Source organism: Paraburkholderia eburnea (genome assembly GCF_002917095.1).
Classification (GTDB): Bacteria; Pseudomonadota; Gammaproteobacteria; order Burkholderiales; family Burkholderiaceae; genus Paraburkholderia; species Paraburkholderia eburnea.
In genome coordinates this window covers 219,506-236,526 of record NZ_PQGA01000002.1, presented here as the reverse complement: position 1 = coordinate 236,526, position 17,021 = coordinate 219,506, and the positions used below count along the sequence as shown (strand labels likewise).

15 protein-coding genes are annotated in these 17,021 nt (G+C 61.0%); 4 read left to right on the top strand and 11 right to left on the bottom strand.

The genetic code is table 11. The features are described 5' to 3' along the window. Positions 1-106 precede the first annotated feature (106 nt). The 7 genes from B0G62_RS31080 to B0G62_RS05575 form a co-directional block, all read right to left on the bottom strand. Positions 107-697 (bottom strand): hypothetical protein, encoded by a 591-nt coding sequence (locus tag B0G62_RS31080; RefSeq protein WP_146055208.1) that lies wholly within the window; start codon positions 695-697, stop codon positions 107-109. A gap of 169 nt (positions 698-866) precedes the next feature. Continuing rightward, positions 867-1,625 (bottom strand): hypothetical protein, encoded by a 759-nt coding sequence (locus B0G62_RS31075; RefSeq protein WP_146055207.1) that lies wholly within the window; start codon positions 1,623-1,625, stop codon positions 867-869. Between the two features lie 43 nt (positions 1,626-1,668). Continuing rightward, positions 1,669-1,977: a lysozyme inhibitor LprI family protein gene (locus B0G62_RS32625; RefSeq protein WP_425270994.1), complete on the bottom strand. Its 309-nt coding sequence runs from the start codon at positions 1,975-1,977 to the stop codon at positions 1,669-1,671. Between the two features lie 163 nt (positions 1,978-2,140). Next, positions 2,141-2,737, bottom strand: a complete 597-nt coding sequence (locus B0G62_RS31070) for a glycoside hydrolase family protein (protein ID WP_146055206.1) — start codon at positions 2,735-2,737, stop codon at positions 2,141-2,143. Continuing rightward, positions 2,737-5,367, bottom strand: a complete 2,631-nt coding sequence (locus B0G62_RS05585) for a type VI secretion system Vgr family protein (protein ID WP_167401187.1) — start codon at positions 5,365-5,367, stop codon at positions 2,737-2,739. The genes B0G62_RS31070 and B0G62_RS05585 overlap by 1 nt, the downstream gene beginning before the upstream one ends. Beyond that, the gene (locus B0G62_RS05580) at positions 5,364-5,624 is read right to left on the bottom strand and encodes a PAAR domain-containing protein (RefSeq protein ID WP_103703638.1); all 261 of its coding nucleotides are present in this window, start codon (positions 5,622-5,624) and stop codon (positions 5,364-5,366) included. Before B0G62_RS05580 ends, B0G62_RS05585 begins: the two co-directional genes overlap by 4 nt. Positions 5,625-5,830: 206 nt before the next feature. Further along, positions 5,831-8,086 carry a TonB-dependent receptor gene (locus tag B0G62_RS05575; protein WP_103703185.1) on the bottom strand — a complete coding sequence of 752 codons (2,256 nt, stop codon included), beginning with the start codon at positions 8,084-8,086 and terminating at the stop codon, positions 5,831-5,833. 369 nt (positions 8,087-8,455) lie between these two features. Here B0G62_RS05575 and ppnP point away from each other — a divergent pair, with 369 nt between their 5' ends. Further along, entirely contained in the window at positions 8,456-8,776 is a 321-nt protein-coding gene (ppnP, locus tag B0G62_RS05570) for a pyrimidine/purine nucleoside phosphorylase (RefSeq protein WP_103703184.1), read from the top strand. A 147-nt stretch (positions 8,777-8,923) separates the two neighbouring features. Next, the gene (locus B0G62_RS05565; RefSeq protein ID WP_103703183.1) at positions 8,924-10,360 is read left to right on the top strand and encodes a chloride channel protein; all 1,437 of its coding nucleotides are present in this window, start codon (positions 8,924-8,926) and stop codon (positions 10,358-10,360) included. Between the two features lie 12 nt (positions 10,361-10,372). Here the strand turns inward: B0G62_RS05565 and B0G62_RS05560 are convergent, their stop codons facing one another. The 4 genes from B0G62_RS05560 to B0G62_RS05545 all read right to left on the bottom strand — a co-directional run bounded on the left by B0G62_RS05560 (position 10,373) and on the right by B0G62_RS05545 (position 15,231). Further along, positions 10,373-11,521, bottom strand: coding sequence for an enoyl-CoA hydratase/isomerase family protein (locus B0G62_RS05560; protein ID WP_103703182.1), 1,149 nt, complete (start codon positions 11,519-11,521; stop codon positions 10,373-10,375). Between the two features lie 3 nt (positions 11,522-11,524). Next, the gene (locus B0G62_RS05555) at positions 11,525-12,310 is read right to left on the bottom strand and encodes an enoyl-CoA hydratase (protein WP_103703181.1); all 786 of its coding nucleotides are present in this window, start codon (positions 12,308-12,310) and stop codon (positions 11,525-11,527) included. A 19-nt stretch (positions 12,311-12,329) separates the two neighbouring features. Continuing rightward, positions 12,330-14,033, bottom strand: a complete 1,704-nt coding sequence (locus tag B0G62_RS05550) for an AMP-binding protein (RefSeq protein ID WP_103703637.1) — start codon at positions 14,031-14,033, stop codon at positions 12,330-12,332. Positions 14,034-14,097: 64 nt separating this feature from the next. Next, positions 14,098-15,231 carry an acyl-CoA dehydrogenase family protein gene (locus B0G62_RS05545; RefSeq protein ID WP_103703180.1) on the bottom strand — a complete coding sequence of 378 codons (1,134 nt, stop codon included), beginning with the start codon at positions 15,229-15,231 and terminating at the stop codon, positions 14,098-14,100. A 200-nt stretch (positions 15,232-15,431) separates the two neighbouring features. Here B0G62_RS05545 and B0G62_RS05540 point away from each other — a divergent pair, with 200 nt between their 5' ends. Both B0G62_RS05540 and B0G62_RS05535 read left to right on the top strand, forming a co-directional pair. Further along, positions 15,432-16,472 (top strand): AraC family transcriptional regulator, encoded by a 1,041-nt coding sequence (locus tag B0G62_RS05540; protein WP_103703179.1) that lies wholly within the window; start codon positions 15,432-15,434, stop codon positions 16,470-16,472. 123 nt (positions 16,473-16,595) lie between these two features. Continuing rightward, positions 16,596-16,859 (top strand): DUF4148 domain-containing protein, encoded by a 264-nt coding sequence (locus B0G62_RS05535; protein ID WP_103703178.1) that lies wholly within the window; start codon positions 16,596-16,598, stop codon positions 16,857-16,859. The last annotated feature ends 162 nt before the right edge of the window (positions 16,860-17,021 follow it).

Genomic DNA, 17,021 nt, shown 5'->3' with positions numbered 1-17,021 from the left:
TTGGATAAGGCGCTTACGTAGGCTGATGCCGTTCGGTTGGGAGACTGGACGGCATTTTTGTTTTTTTGCAAAATGAGGCCACCCTGAACCATCGTTTATCGTAATTTCACTTAGGTACTTCTCGATTGGCAGGCGGGTAATCCCGGCTGATATCAATCTCCGATAGTTTCGACCGTGTTCCCGGTTGCGCATCTTTTGGTGGATCATAGTAGGAAATCTCCACATCGATCCCAAATTTACTGCCTGCAGTCTCCTCCGCACGATAACGGTATCTATGCATTAGTTTATCTGGTGGAAAACCCGCGCCCAGATCGTTACCGTCGTACCTTATCCCTTGTGCTGCCACCCAATAGCCGGCAAGGTTCAATTTATCCTTGAAGGCGTCGGGATTAATTCCGTCAACAAGATTATAAAACCGGATCTCAAAAAGCAACGGTACGAGTGCAACCTTATCGCGATCCACGGAAACGTCAAGCGGATCATCAACCGTCGTGATCGTCAGACTGGCCGATGGAATTTTTTTATTACTATAGTGATAAATAGTTCCAGGCAGCTCATATCGCGGCTCCTGAAACGACAAGGAACCTAATCCGGGATCGTTCTGCAAAAATGGCTTATCACCTCGGATGATCTCCATTCCATGCTCAACGATCTTCAAAATTTCTCCGCTTTGATTTTCGAGACTCGGCTCAGCCATTTCCATCGACTCCGATTTTCCCAGGAGTAAATTCGTAGCGGGATATATAGATACCGGAATTGATAAGCTTAACACTATCACTATTGCCAAAACTCTTCTGCTGCCTCGTATCATTTGGATAAAAATCAATAAATAATTCTATAAACACTATTTATCCACACACTCCGATTTATGGATAATCTCGGCGGATATTTATCATCCATAGCCCAGAACGCGTTCCCGGTTGCGGATTCTCTGGCAAATCATAATAGAAAAGCTCCACGTCCACTCCAAACTTTCCGCCAGCAGTCCCCTCCGCGCGATAACGATATCTGTGCAATAGTTTATTGGGCGGGAAACCCACCCCTATATCGTTACCCTCGACCTTAATTCCTGGTGATGCTACCCAGTAATTCGCAAGCTTCAATTTTCCTTTGAAAATATTGGGATCAATTCCATCAACAAGATCATAAAACCTGAGTTCAAAAAGCAACGGTACGAGTGCAACCTTATCTCGATCCAATGAAACGTCGAGCGGATCGTCCGTCGTTGTGATTGTCAGACTGGCCGATGGAATTTTTTCATTATTATAGTGATAAATAATTCCCGGCAACTTATATCGAGGTTTTTGAAGCGACAAGGAACCTAATCCGGGATCGTTCTGTAAAAATGACGCGTCGTCTCGTATGATCTCCATCCCGCGCTCAACGACCTTCATGATTTCTCGACTTTGATTTTCGAGATTCAACTCAGCCACTTCCCTAGGCTCCGATTTTCCTAAGGGTGGGTTCGTAGCGGGATGTGCAGACACCGGGATTGAAAAACTTAAGACTATCGCGATCTTCCCAATATCGCCGCATTTTATCCTCGGCCGCATACGCGTCTTCTCATGATATTGACTGAAATAACCTCGTCCGCAAGCCGCCATTTGTGCTGCCTGATCGAGCATTACGCCTCGCAATGAAATTTACGATTGCACTCCGTCGCACAGTTCACTCTTCGCCGTCGGGGGTAGTTAGCTCCTTCAATCTAGCTTTCGTGATCCGGTTCATACAATCCCAGAAATATATAAAATGCAGCGATGCCAGGCCAGCCTGGTACGTTTCTGAGTAACATTCGTTATCACGATAAATAACCCAACTTCTCTGCGCGCTTCTTAAGTAGGGGAGAGCTTCGGGCTCAGCGTTGGCTTTTCTCTCCCGGTCTGAATCGCGTGTCACTACTTCGATTTTCGCTATTTCCGCATTCAACGCCGCGACCGATTCCTCATAGTGAAATTGTGCGCATGCAGATAAGTCCATCGTGCTTAACATTTCCTTCCTGCAATAAGAGGCGATTTTCGACCGGCTTTTCCCCGCAAAAAATTCAACAGCCGGCCTTGCTTTCCTATAGTCAAATTCGGTTCCGTAAATAGACGTTGAAGCATACGCACCGTTGGCGACCAATACCATAGCCGTAAATAACCTAATGGCGGGCATCATAATTCCCGCACTCGAAAAGACGCGCTTCCAACCGACGACGCCAAGGTATACGCCTGGCAACAAAGGTACGTATTACGTCTCTCATTCTGTCGTATTCACCATGATTTAAAAACCCAGCCAAATGTTGAGATCTAGATTCCGGATACCATAAATCTCCTTGCTTTGGGTATGGACCAGAGGTAAATAAGGTCGAAACCAGCGCATCATATTCGTGCTGATACAAAGCGACCATCACATCACGATTGATTGCAGATTCAGTATCCTTCAAATTTATTTCAAAGAATTTCCTCGCACGATCAACTGTTATGATGTCACCAATTCTTAGATTGTCTGACGGTAGTACTTTATGCCCAAGCCCAACGGTGGGAATTCCAAAACCGTCGTCGTAAACCTTTACAATAAAGCCATCCGAGACCGGCAATCCGTTATATTTCCCATTTAACACCCCACTCTCGCAGACAGCCATAAATGTATAACCCTCTCTGGAGAGTTTCCAGGGCTTACAGAGACGCCCCGTTTGAACATACGCGCAAGAATTCGGATCAGTGTTGGTTACGGCTGTCACAAGCTCATCAGGCATCACGCCTCCCGTTTGTGGCCCATATAGAACTTGATCGGCTGTGCACTGCTTGTTTCATAGCGTTCGGTGCGCCCTTGCGAATCTGTTATGCCGTGACGCAATTCACCGGAAGGCATTCGCACTGTGTAATAGGTATTGGCGAGAGCTAAGCCATTTGCATCGTGAAATGTGAATTGCTCGTCGTATTGAACGGAATCGTTATAAATTTCAGGCGCAACTGTCTGTGCTTTATCGGTTGCGTGCGAGTCAGCGTGTACGAGGAATTTTCCGCCAGTGAGACCAAATATTCCGTCTTCACCGAGAGTCAGCTCAGTACCTGCGCCATTCAAAACTATGCGCTTCGCAGTTAGACGTATTTCGTCCTGTGTGCTCAGTATGTTGATGATTTTCTGTGCGATCAGATCGATTTGATCGCCTCGGGACACGATACGCACAGGGCCAGGCGTAAGCACGGTGATCGCCTTCGACGCGAACATTGATATTGATTGCCGTACCGATACGAAGAGTGACTTCGTCACTGCGAGTGCAATATTCCCGCCCGTGGTAAGCGCGATATGTTCGCGGCTGGCAATGTGCGTGCTGCCTTCAGCCGACGCATGCACGTTCGCCGCACTGGAAATAACAATATCGGGGTTCTCAATCTCGGGAAAATCACCATGACCGTTGCCGCGCAAACCGGCATTGGCTTCCTTGATTGCGTTCGCCACGCCCTCCTGATTGTCCGTCGCGTCCTGTGCTCCGTGCTGCCGCGCCGTTCGGGCTATTTCTTCATGAAAACCACGCGCTTCGGTCAATCTTGAATGGGTCTCGCCCATATCCTTGACCTTACCCGCCGCGCTCTCACGCGCGAAGCTCGTCAGCAGCCAGCCCTTGCCCGCGCGCAGCACTCCCCAAAGGTCGGTTCGCGCCTCGATGCCTTCACCTCTTGCCTCCTGCCGCCCTGCATTCCCATCAATACGCGTGTTGTAGCCCAGGCTGATGCTGGATTTGCCATGGTCGCTCGCAATCTGGGCCTGTAGCCTGCCAGGCGTATCGTCGAGCGCGACATGATTCGATTGCGCGCGATGTTCAAGGCTGCGCGAACGCATACCGGAGAGCGCCTGATTTTCCGGCAGCGCCCAAGGTGGTGAATGGTCCCGATCGGGCACGAACGCAGCAATAACGGGGCGGTCTGGGTCGCCATTGATGTACGCCACCAGCACGGCGTCACCGCGCCGCGCGTGGGCGACAAAACCCATCTGCTCGCCTTGCCATTGCGTCGCCAGACGAACCCAGATTGATTTGCGCCCGTCGTATTGTTCTTCGCGGTCCCACGGGTATTGGATCAACACACGGTTGTGCTCATCGATCCAGATTTCGCGTTGATCGGGCGAAACAATCACAGCATATTCGTACCCGTCGATGCGCGGGCGCGGCGTCACCTGAGGCATGCGATAAGGTTCGTCAACCGGCACCGCCTCAAATGTGCATTCGCTTGTGTATTGCGGCAGGGTGCCCGAAGTCGCCGGCAGTTCGCGAATGTCGATTTCCAGCTGTGTCACAAGCCATGCGCGATTTGCAGCGTGATGCGGATAATCCGCAAGCCTGAAGGTTTTACCGGACTGGAGGCCGCGTAGCGGGCCGCTGCCGCGTGCGCGCAGCCCCATGCAACGCATGGCCTCCAGTTTGACGCGCGCAAGGTGCAGCGCATCATCCTGCCAGGCTTCGCCCGCTTCGGGCATCCCGGACCGCGTTTGCGGCTGCGCAAAGTCCGCAGGCGCATAAGTTTCGTGATGAAAACTCGACGCATCGCGCGCGGCGCTGTATTTAGCGCGGTAAGGCAAACTCCCCGGATTCTGGCGCGGCGACATATAGCTATGGTCGTGTACCGTTACGGTGCCCACTGTAACGGCACGCGAATACACAAACTCCGTGACGTGCTCCGAATCGATATGGCCGCCGTCTGGGCGGAAAGGCAGGACTTCGAATGGCGCGTCGTGCTTTAGATAGGCACTTGCGTTGTCGGCGATAACCAGCACATGCGTAGCGTCGCGATGTTCGAACCACACCACATAGCCGAACTCTTCGCAAAGCCGCATAAAGAATTGCCAGTCGGTCTCCCATGCCTGACGTATCAGATCGCGCCTTGGATTCGCGCCCGGCCGTGTTTTGTTCTCGATTCGCCAGGCGATTTGACCGCCGTATGGACGCAGTATTTCGGACAGGCAATCCAGAACTGAATCATTCCAGACGCGCGAATTACGGCGCAACGTCGCTGGCCATATCCACGGGCGCAGCACGAATTCATAAACGATGGCGTTTTTCCCTACCCCTAGAACGCTGACTTCCGTAATGAGCCCGCTTATCTCGCGCACGCCCGTGCCGCGAAAAGCCGGCGCGCTCAGGTCGATATTTTCCAGGTTGATCGTAACGGTTGCCAGCGTATCTCTGATCTGGTCCAGGTCCAGACCTGGGTTCATGGACAGTTCTAGCGCAAACTCCGCGTGCGGCATGATGGCTTCGACGCGGTATTCGAATAGTTGACCCGCGCCTTCGTGACCCTGTACGCGCCGCAGGACAAGCCCATCGGGCAGCGCGTGCCCCTGCATGGTGAGGGTAGAAAACACGGCGGGACGGGTCGACCGTTTCATGCACGAACCGTTTGCAGTATCGCGCCGCATGTCGTCTTGTCGCCCAGATACGCAATGCGTTTTCCGTTGTGCGTGTTCCCGCTCGTGGCGATGATGTTAAAGACGCCGCCGCATTTCGGGCACGATACGCGGTGCCCGTCCAGGGCTATGCGCCTGCTCATATGCGTTCGATCGGACGCACCGTCGAGGATTTCGCCGCCATGGTCCGTCGTATCGCCCTGGCATGCCATTTCACGCCCAGTCGTGTTGTCTCTCATGCGAATGATTCCGGTAGTCACGCGAGCCATGCCCGCACATCCGGATAATTTTCGCTCGTTCAGGCGAAATCGCTACAAGAGAATTCCTAATAATTGCGTGGGTGCCTTCTGTGAAAACAGAGGGATAGTGCGCGCCACATGCTGCAAAAAAGGGCGCCCTAAAAACATCAGGCGCCCCTTTTCAACCTACTCCATCACCTACCCGCTCACTGATAAAAGTTCAGCGTCACAACCGCCGAGCGGCCCGGCGCCCACGTCGCGTAAATCGGGTACGCACTCTGGTAGTACTGCTTATCGAAGATATTATTCACGTTAAGCTGCAGATCGACCTTCTTCGAAACGCGCCACGTCGCCGAAGCGTCAAAACGTGCATAACCCGGCGTCCACTTGCGCGATGTCGACGACACCGACGCATAAGTCAGACTCGACACCGTCGCGCCCGCGCCCAGCGTGAGCTTAGGCAACACGTCGTAGCTGGTCCAGAGCGTGAAGTTGTGCTTGGGCACCATCACCATCGGCAAGCCCGAATTCTGCGGCGTGGTCGGGCCGGCATTCGTCGTGATCGCATCCAGATACGAGTAGCCGCCGAACACGGCCCACTGGTTCGTCACATTCCCCGCAAAGCCGAATTCGAAACCGCGCACGCGTTGCGAGCCCGCGTTGATCATGCCGCCCAGACCGTCGCTCACGCGCGCGTTGGTCTTGTCGGTCTGGAACAGCGCCGTGGTCAGCGACAGACGCTGATCGAGCACGTCCCACTTCGCGCCCACTTCGATGTTGCGCGAGCGTTCCGGCGCGAGATCCTGGTTGGTCGCCGTGATCTGGTCGGTGCCGCCGCCCAGGCCCGAGTTCGAGCCCGGCGGATTCGACGAGGTGCCGTACGACGCGTACAGGCTCACCGTATGGATCGGCTTGAAGACGAGGCCGAACTGATAGCTGAAAAGGTTCGACGTGTTGCCCAGATCGGCGACGCCCGGCTGCTGCGCACTCACGTCATAGCGGTCGAAACGCATGCCCGCGTTGAAGATCCAGCGATCGGACAACTGCACGCTGTCGAACAGGTACGCCGACGCGATGTTGGTGCGCGTGCGCGTGGCGGCGCCCGGGAAGCTCTTGTCGCCGTTGAGCAGGATGCTGCCGGTCCAAGGGTTGTTCGGGTTCCAGCCGTTGACCGTCGTGCAGTTGTACGCGATCGAGCACGGGCCGCCCGAGCGGATGTTGTTGCCCGCCGAGTCGCTCACGAGATAGCCCTCGTAGAGGTCCTGTTCGTGGCTGAACTCCACGCCCGCCGTGAGCGTGTGACGCATGCCGTAAAGGTCGAACTTGCCGTTCGCCTCGGTCTGGTTCGACACGCTGTTGGTCGCGTACTTGCCGCTCTTGGCCTGCAGGCTCAGGATATTCGAGGTTGCGCTGGTGAGCTGCGGATTGGTCGCGATGTAGTCGAGCGTCGAGCGGCCGAACATCGTCGTGTTCTTGATCTTCCACGCGTCGTTGATGCGGTGCTCGACCTTCACTTCGCCGGTGTCGTTCTGGCCACGGCGATAGTCGCGCGAGTTCAGCCCGTAAAACTGGCTGCGATTGCTCGGGATCGGCGTGCCGCCCGTCGAGCGGAACGGCACGCTGAAGTCTGGCATGTCGTAGGTGTTCAAATGGTAGTAGCTCAGCGTCACCGTGGTCGGCGAATTCAGGCCGAACGCGATCGACGGCGCCACGCCCCAGCGCTTGCTGTAGACATTGGTGCGGCCCGGCTGGTCGGAATCGTGACCCATGACGTTCAGGCGGAACGCGCTGGTGTCGTTGAGCTTCTGGTTCCAGTCGACGGTCGCGCGGCGATAGCTGTCCGTGCCCAGGCCCACGCTGCCGTTGATGAAATTATCGGCGGTCGGCGTCTTGGTGGTGATGTCGATGCTGCCGCCCACCGAGCCGCGTCCCGCATACACCGAATCCGGGCCCTTCACGACGCTGATGTTCTCGACGTCGAAGGTCTCGCGGTTCTGCACGCCCGAGTCGCGCATACCGTCCACGAAGATCGAATTGCGCGATTCGAAGCCGCGAATCACCGGGCGGTCCGCCGACGGATTCGCCGCCGCGTCGCCGCCCAGGAAGGTGATGCCGGGCACCGTGCGCAGCGCGTCCTCGAAGGTCGAGACGTTCTTCTCCTTGAGCACTTCCTGCGGGATCACCGTGACCGAGCGCGGCGTATCGATGAGCGGCGAGGTGAACTTATAGGAGGACAGCGACTTCGTCTGCATGTCGGAGGCCGCCGACGAACTCACCTTGACGGCGGGTAGCGTGGCTTCAGCCGCGCCATTGGGCGAAGTATTCGCGCTGGCCGCGCTCGACGAGGCCGGCACGGCAGGCGCAGCCTGGGCGTGGGCCGCCTGAGTGGCGAAGAAACCGGAGCAATAGAGGGCTGCTACGGACGCGACGGTACGCATCCGCGTCGGGAAGATGACGGACATGGTTGGACGGTTTGATCGAAGGCGCACGCCTGTGCGCCGCGGGACATTACGCGTCCACCGCGCCAGGAGATGCTTGGGTGTTGTCGTTCTTGAGAATGCGAATGTTTCTCATTCGCTTAAGCAATTGTAATTACTAGTTATACTTATGTAAACATTGAAGATGGCAATTTGTAGGATTTCACTGCCAGAATGGCGCGATGCGACGCCGCGTTTTCGCGCCGCCAGCGCCGCGCCCGGCGACATCGAGCGCTACGCCGTGCGGCTTCGGGCCGGTATGATGGCGCTCTCGCAGCAGGCGCGCGGCCAGCATCGGAGCGCGCCTGACGGCGCGAATGCATCCTTTCACGAACGACCCAGAGGAAGACCGCCATGACGGCTGCAGCACAATTCGACCAGGTTTCCGTTATCAAACGCGCCAACGTCTACTTCGACGGCAAGTGCGTGTCGCACACCGTACTGTTCGCCGACGGCAGCCGCAAGACGCTCGGCGTGATCCTGCCGTGCCAGTTGAACTTCGGCACCGACGCGCCTGAACTGATGGAAGTGCAGGCCGGCAAGTGCCGCATCCGTCTGGACGGCAGCGACGAGTGGCAAAGCTACGGCGCCGGCGAATCGTTCTCGGTGCCGGGCAAGAGCCGTTTCGATATCGAAGTGACGGAGACGCTCGACTACGTTTGCAGCTACCTGTAAGCGACTCGGGCGCACGCGCTTCCAGCGCCCGCCGCGCCTTGCGCGCGGCGGGCGTTCTCATGGGTGCTGCGGCAACGTGATTCGCGGCCTGAATCCGCCCGAAAGGCGCGGTGGCTACAATTAGCGCGTGTTTCCAGACCGCAGCGCATGCGCGCCGCGCCCGCTCCTCCCTCCCTACGCGCCGTGTTGCCCATCGATCCCGCTCCGCGCTCCCGCGCCCGTCCCGATACCGAACGTCCGCCCGCACGCAGTCCGCTCGTCACGCTCGCCGTGGTGACCGTGCTCACGGGCATCGGCGCGGGGTTCGGCGGCATGCTGCTCGCGCTCCTGCTGCACGGGATCCAGCACTTCGCCTATGGCTACAGCCAGGCGCACCTGATCGGCAACGAGAGTTTTTTGCAAGGCGTGACGGGCACCGAACCGTGGCGGCGCGTGGCCGTGCTGGTGGCGTGCGGGCTGATCGGCGGCGTGGGCTGGTGGGCGCTCTATCGCCATGGGCGTGCGCTCGTGAGCATCAGCGCGGCGATCAAGCCGGGCGGACCGCGTATGCCGATGGTATCGACCACGGTGCACGCGCTATTGCAGATCGTGACGGTGGCGATGGGCTCGCCGCTCGGACGCGAAGTCGCGCCGCGCGAGATCGGCGCCGTGGTCGCGAGCTGGCTCGCGCGGCGCACGGGCCTGACCGCCGCCGAGCGCCGCGTGATGATCGCGTGCGGCGCGGGCGCGGGCCTGGCCGCCGTGTACAACGTGCCGCTGGGTGGCGCGGTGTTCGTGCTCGAAGTGCTGCTGGGCACCTTCGGCTGGTCGGCGGCGGTGCCCGCGATCACGACATCGGCGATTGCGGCCGTGGTCGCGTGGATCGGCCTGGGCGACGAGCAGCAGTATCACGTGCCCGCCTACGCGATCAATGCGCAGCTCGTGGTGTGGTCGGTGCTGTGCGGGCCGCTGTTCGGCGCGGCGGCGCACGTTTTCGCGCGCGTGACGAGCCGCGCGCGCGACGCCTCGCCCAAGGATTGGCGTTTGCCGGTCTATTCGGTCGTGAATTTCGCGGCGATCGGCGTACTGGCGATCTGGTTTCCGCAACTGCTCGGCAACGGCAAGGGTCCGGCGGGCTTGAGTTTCGACGACAACCTGGGCATTGGTCTCGCGGCCACGCTGCTGGTGCTCAAGGTGCTCATCACGACGACGACGCTGCGCGCGGGCGCCAAAGGCGGCCTGCTCACGCCGGGACTCACGAACGGCGCGCTGCTTGCCATCGTGATCGCCGGCCTCGTCAATCACGTGTGGCCGGGACTCGCGGCAGGCGCGTTCGCGATCGTGGGCGCGGCGGCGTTCCTCGCCGCGTCGATGCAGATGCCGCTGACCGCCACGGTGCTGATGCTGGAGTTCACGCACGTGAACCACGATCTGGCGATTCCGATGCTGCTCGCCATCGCCGGATCGGTCGCGACGCTGCGCCTGCTCGCGCGTGCGCAGCGACCTGCGCGCGGCGCGACCGCAGCCCCGCTATCCGATGACGAGCGCCAGCGCCGACTCGCCGCCTTGCGCGACCCGACCGCGGCGCGCGAAGCGTCGGACTGACGCTTCAGATTTTCACGCGCCCAGATCCGCGAGCGGATGCGCCTGGCCGCGCCACGGCGAGCAAAGGAACTGCCGCACGCGTTCATCGCGCACCTCGGCGAGCGTGGCGGGCGCCCAGCGCGGCTTGCGATCCTTGTCGATCAGATGTGCGCGCACGCCCTCGCAGAAGTCACCCTCATCGATTGCGCGCGCAACGATCCCGAGTTCCATGCGAAAGCTCTCCGCGAGCGTCATCTGGCGCCCGCGCAGCAACGCTTCGCGCGTGACTTCGAGCATCGTCGGCGAATAGTGCGTCAGCGCTTCCAGCGTGGCTTCGATCCATACGCGTTCAGCTTCGGACGGTTCGCGTTCGAGCGCGGCGTGCAATGAAGCGACGATCTCCACCACGCGCGCACGACGATTAAAGTGCTTCGCGATTAACGCCTCGTGCCTGCTCAAGGCGCTCGCGTTCGCGTCCTGACACGGTGCATCGAACACGCGCCGCAGCGTATCGCGCACATTGCCATCGAAATGAGTCTGCGCGAGCCGCGCTTCGTAACCGTCGAGCCAATCGCCCGGCACGCAAAGATCGGCCAGCTTGCAGTGAAGCGCGTCCGCGCCGCTCAGCATCGCGCCCGTGAGGCCGACGTAAAGCTCGGTCTCCACCGGCATCTTCGCTAGGAAGTGCGTCGCGCCCACATCGGGCAGCAAGCCGATGCGCGTCTCCGGCATGGCGATTTTCGTGCGCGAGGTCGCCACGCGCAGCGCCGCCGCCTGGCCCAGCCCCATGCCGCCGCCCATCGTCACGCCGTCGAGCAGCGCGACGAGCGGCTTCTCGAAGGTATGCAGCGCATAGTCGAGCCGGTATTCGTCGACGAAAAACTGTTGCCAGCCGTCGTTGCCCAAACGCTCGCCCGCGCGCGCCAGCCGATCGATCGCCCGCACGTCGCCGCCCGCGCAAAAGCCCTTCGGCCCCGCGCCTTCCAGCACGAGCGCGACGATGGAGTCGTCACCGCGCACGCGTTCGAGCAACATGGCGATCTCGCGCACCATCGCGTGCGACAGCGCATTGAGTGCGGCAGGACGGTTCAGCGTGATGATCGCAACGCGATTGACCACGCGAAACAGCACGTCGGGTTGTGCCTGCGCCGAAGTCTGCGTGGAAGCGGGTATGGCATTCATTCCTTAGTTCTCCGTTTCAAAATGCCAGTGCGGCTTGCGCTTCTCCAGGAACGCATTGACGCCTTCGCGCTGATTGGGCGAATCGAACAGATCGAGCATGCGCTCGCGCTCGACCGCCAGCGCCGCGCTGCGCGGCACGCCGTTGCGCGCCTGATGAATGAGCGTTTTGCTCGACGCCACCGCTTGCGGGCTGAGCGTGGCCACGCGCGCGGCCATGACGAGCGCCGCTTCGCGCGCGCCGCCCTGCGGCACCACTTCCTCGACCAGACCGATGCGCAGCGCCGTGGCGGCGTCCACGCGCTCGCCAGTCAGGATGATGCGTTTGGCCCAGCCTTCGCCGACGAGCCAGGGCAGCGTCTGCGTGCCACAGCCACACGGCAACAAACCAACGGCCGGTTCAGGCAGCGCCAGTTGCGCATGTTCCTCGGCAATGCGGATATCGCAGGCGAGCGCGCATTCGAGTCCGCCACCCATCGCATAGCCATTGATCGCCGCGATTACGACAGCGCGCGCATTCTGCAGCGCCTCGAATGCCTCCCCAAACGCGCTGGCCGCCGCGCGCGCCACGGCACGGTCGCCATCGGCGAAGGCATTGAGATCGGCGCCCGCGCTGAAAAACTTCGGCCCTTGCCCCGTGATGACGATGGCGCGCACGCGCGCCTCGCGATTGAAGGCTTCGATCACCTGCTGGAGCTGGCGCAGGCCGTCGATGGTAAAGGCATTCACGGGCGGGCGCGCAAGCGTGACAAGCGCCACCGCGCCGTCATTCACGTACTCGAATTCAATCATTTCGGACTCCATTTTTATTTCAGCGCAGCTCCGGGAAATCCTCTTCCCAATACTCGTCGGGCTGGCGCGCGGGTTCCGCCGTGCGTTCCATTTCACGGCGGCGCAACTCGACGCGGCGGATTTTGCCGGAGATCGTCTTCGGCAGATCGCTGAACTGCAGGCGGCGGATGCGCTTGTACGGTGCGAGTTTTTCACGCGAGAAGCGGAACACCTCGCGCGCGAGATCGGGGCCGGCCTCGAAGCCCTGCCGCACGATCACAAAGGCTTTGGGCACGGAAAGACGCAGTTCGTCGGGGCTCGGCACCACGGCGGCTTCGGCGATCGCTTCGTGCTCGATCAACACGCTTTCCAGTTCGAACGGGCTCAGGCGATAGTCGGACGACTTGAACACGTCGTCGGCGCGGCCCACGTAGACGAAGTAACCGTCGTCGCGTCGCAGCGCCACGTCGGACGTATGGTAGTAACCCTTGCGCGTGGCGTATTCGCTGGCCTTCGCGTTGTTCGCGTACCCCGTCATCAGGCCAAGCGGACGCTGTGCCAGTGGCAACGCGATTTCGCCTTCGCTCACGGGCTGATCGTCGGGATCGACCAGTTCAACGCGATAGCCCGGCAGCGGCCGCCCCATCGAGCCGGCCACCACCGGCTGGCCCGGCGAATTGCCGATCTGGCAAGTGGTCTCGGTCTGCCCGTAGCCGTCGCGGATCGTGATATCCCATGCGTGGCGCACGCGCTCGATAATCTCGGGATTGAGCGGCTCGCCCGCGCCGACAATTTCACGCAGCTTCACCGCGTGGCTCGCGAGCGGCTCCTGGACCAGCATCCGCCAGACCGTAGGCGGTGCGCAAAGCGTGGTCACGCCGCATTGCACGAGCGCGGCGAGCGTGTCCTTCGGCACGAAGCGCGCGTAGTTGTAGACGAACACGCAGGCCTGCGCATTCCACGGCGCGAAGAAGCAGCTCCACGCGTGCTTGGCCCAACCCGGCGAGCTGATGTTCCAGTGGACGTCGCCAGGCAACAGGCCGATCCAGTACATCGTCGAAAGATGGCCGACGGGATAGCTTTGATGCGTGTGCTCGACGAGCTTGGGTTTGGAGGTTGTGCCGGACGTGAAGTAGAGCAGCAAAGGATCGGTCGCGCGCGTGGGGCCATCGGGTTCGAAGGCGGCGCTATATGCATAGGTCTGCGAAAGATCGATCCAGCCTTCGCGCGACGCACCCACGGCGATGCGCTTGACGTTCGCATCCAGCGCGTCGAATTTCGCGAGTTCGGCGGCATCGACCACGACGAAACGCGCGCCGCCCGCTTCGACGCGCTCGCGCACATCGTCGGGCGAGAGTTGCGTGGTGGCAGGCAGCACCACGGCACCCAGCTTCATCGCCGCGAGCATCACATCCCAGAGTTCGACGCGATTGGGCAGCATCAGCAGCAGCCGGTCGCCGCGCCCGACGCCCTGCTCGCGCAGAAAGTTCGCCATGCGCGACGAACGTTCGGACATCTGCGCATACGAATATTTCGTGCCGCCGTGCGCAAGATCGTCGACGATCCAGAGCGCGGGATTGTCGTTGCCACGCGCGATGACATCGAAATAATCGAGCGCCCAGTTAAACGTATCGAGTTGCGGCCAGACGAATTCCGCGTAAGCGCGATCGTAGTCGGTGCGGTGTCGCTGCAGCAGATCGCGCGCTTCGATGAAGGCCTGCGCGGAAGGGGTGAACCTTGTCATCTTCGTCTCCATTTTTTGGCGCCATGATGCGCTTTATTATTTGTTTCGCAATCCTTCCTTCACCTTAAAGCTGCCGCGCAATCACCATGCGCTGAACTTCGCTCGTGCCTTCGTAAATCTGCGTGATGCGCGCATCGCGGTAATGACGCTCGACCGGATAATCGTTGAGGAAGCCATAGCCGCCGTGAATCTGGATCGCGTGCGAGCAGACTTCCTCGGCCATTTCGGAGGCGTAAAGCTTGGCCTGCGAAGCTTCCGAAAGACAAGGCTTGCCGAGCGAGCGCAGGCGCGCCGCGTGATGCACCAGATGGCGCGCGGCGTTGATGCGCGTGTGCATGTCCGCCAGCATGTTCGCGACGCTCTGATGGCCGATGATCGCCTCGCCGAACTGCACGCGCTCGTGCGCGTAGGCGCGCGCCGCATCGAAGGCCGCGCGCGCGATGCCAAGCGCCTGCGCCGCGATGCCGATGCGCCCGCCCTCCAGATTCGACAGCGCGATCTTGAGGCCTTCGCCGCGCTGGCCGAGCAGATTCGCCTCGGGGATCGCGCAATCGACCAGTGAAATCGGGCAGGTGTCCGAGGCGCGGATGCCCATCTTCTTCTCAGGCGGCCCCACGTTGAACCCCGGCGTATCGGTCGGCACGACGAAGGCCGACAAACCCCGCTTGCCCGCATCGGCATCGGTCACGGCGAACACGATCGCAAGGCTCGCGCGCGAGCCGTTGGTCACGAACTGCTTGTTGCCGTTGAGCACCCATTTGCCGTCGCGCAACTCGGCGCGCGTGCGCAGATTGTTGGCCTCGGAACCGGCCTGCGGCTCGGTCAGGCAAAACGCGCCGATCATCTCGCCGCTCGCGAGCTTCGCGAGCCAGCGGTCCTTCTGCGCGTCGCTGCCGTACTGGAGGATCGGGCCGCAGCCCACCGAGTTGTGCACGCTCACGAGCGTCGCGCACGACGCGCAGCCCGCGGCGATTTCCTCCATCGCGAGCGCGTAGGCCACGTAGTCGGTGTAGGAGCCGCCCTGCTCCTGCGGCACGATCATGCCGAGAAAGCCCAGCTCGCCCAGTTGCGCCACGACCTCGTCGGGCAGCTTGCCCTCGCGGTCCCATTGCGCCGCGTTGGGCGCGAGGCGCTTGCTCGAGAAATCGCGCGCGGCGTCGCGGATCATGCGCTGATCGTCGGTGTAGAACTCGTCCATCTGTGTCTCCTTCCTCGCCCTTTCCTGGAATCTTTTCCTGCCTGATAGCCACTATCAGCCACTGTCGCGCGGCGCGGCGCCTGCCGCAAGGCTCCTGAAAAGTGTAGGCATGAGCGAGCGTGTATTCGATGCCCGCCACGCTCAAATAGACTGAGCTGATTTACCATGAGTGCTTCGACAAGCGCGCCGAAGGCCTATCCATGCAGCCAGGGAAAACCAGTAAGGTGAGCGAAAAAGGCACGATCGCCATGAGCCTCGTGCACGAGACGATCGCGCTCGCGCGTGCGCGCGGGCTGGACGTGACGCCGATCGCACAGGCAGCGGGCATCGCCACCGACGCCCAGACGCGCGTGTGCGCCGCGCACTACGGCGCGCTGTGGGCGGGCATCGCGCGCGCGCTCGACGACGAGTTTTTCGGCCAGGACTCGCACGCGATGAAAAGCGGCAGCTTCATCGCCATGACGCATGCGGCGCTCGGCGCGCGCACCGGCCGCCAGGCCCTGCAGCGCACGGTGCATTTCATGCGGCTCGTACTCGACGACCTGGCGGGCGAAATCGACATCGACCCGGCGCGCGTGCGCATCGCGCTGCGTCATCGCGCGGGCACGGCAACGCCGACGATGTTCGCCTATGCGACCTGGTTCATCCTCGTCTACGGGCTGCTGAGCTGGCTGGTGGGGCGGCGCATTCCGGTGATCGCCGCGCGCTTTCGCTGCACGGCGCCGGCTGCGGCAGAGGAATACCAGACGATGATCTGCGACGACATCGCCTTCGATCAGGACGAATCGTGGTTCGAACTCGCGCCCGCGTTTCTCGATTTGCCCGTGATGCAGACGGCCGCCTCGGCGCGGGCCTTTCTGCGCAACGCGCCGGGCAACTTCGTCGTGAAATACCACAATCCCGGCTCGTTCGCGGCGCGGGTGCGGCGCACGCTGCGCGCGCTGCCCGCCCACGCGTGGCCGGACGCCGACGCCATCGCGCACCGCCTGAACGTCGCGCCCGCGACGCTGCGGAGGCGCCTGCATCAGGAAGGCCATAGCTGCCAGTCGATCAAGGACGAACTGCGCCGGGATCTGGCCGTGGCCGCGTTGCAAGACCCCGCGCGCGCAGTCGCGGATGTGGCGGCGGCCGTGGGCTTCGCGGAGCCGAGCGCGTTCCATCGCGCCTTTCGCAAATGGACCGGGCTGCGCCCGACCGAGTACCGCCAGATGCGCGAGCGGGCGGCGGCGAAGGCGCGGTGAGTTCGCGATCGAGGAACGCGAGCAGCCTAAAACCCGGCAGCAGGCCTTACTTAAACTTGCCTTTCAGTTAACGAGATAGCGCCTATACTTTTAAGGGTTATCCCTAATACGAAAGGTCGTGTCATGACTTCCCTTTCACGTATCGCGCTTGGCGTGTTCGCAGCGGCCTGCTGCGTCGCCTCGGCTTCGGCACTCGCGCAGCCGTACGATCCCTCGGCACCGATGACGCGCGCCCAGGTGCGCGCCGACCTCGCGGAATGGCGCGCGGCAGGCTACGATCCGCTCGACTGGATCGACTACCCCGAAAACGCCCAGCGCGCCGGCGCGATCGTCGCGGCTCGGCGCGCGGCGCACGGCGCTGGCGGCATGTCGCAGCCGATGCAATAAGCGCCGCTTGTTGGCGCGTCTCCCGGAGCGGGAGCGTCGATCCGCGTTTTGAGGCGGACCGGGGCTGCCGCTTTGTCTGTTTTCATTCCCGCCCGCTTGAAACCCGATTACGCGCACATCGTCCCTCCCGATCGCTGCGCGCCTGGCCCAAATTGTTGCAGC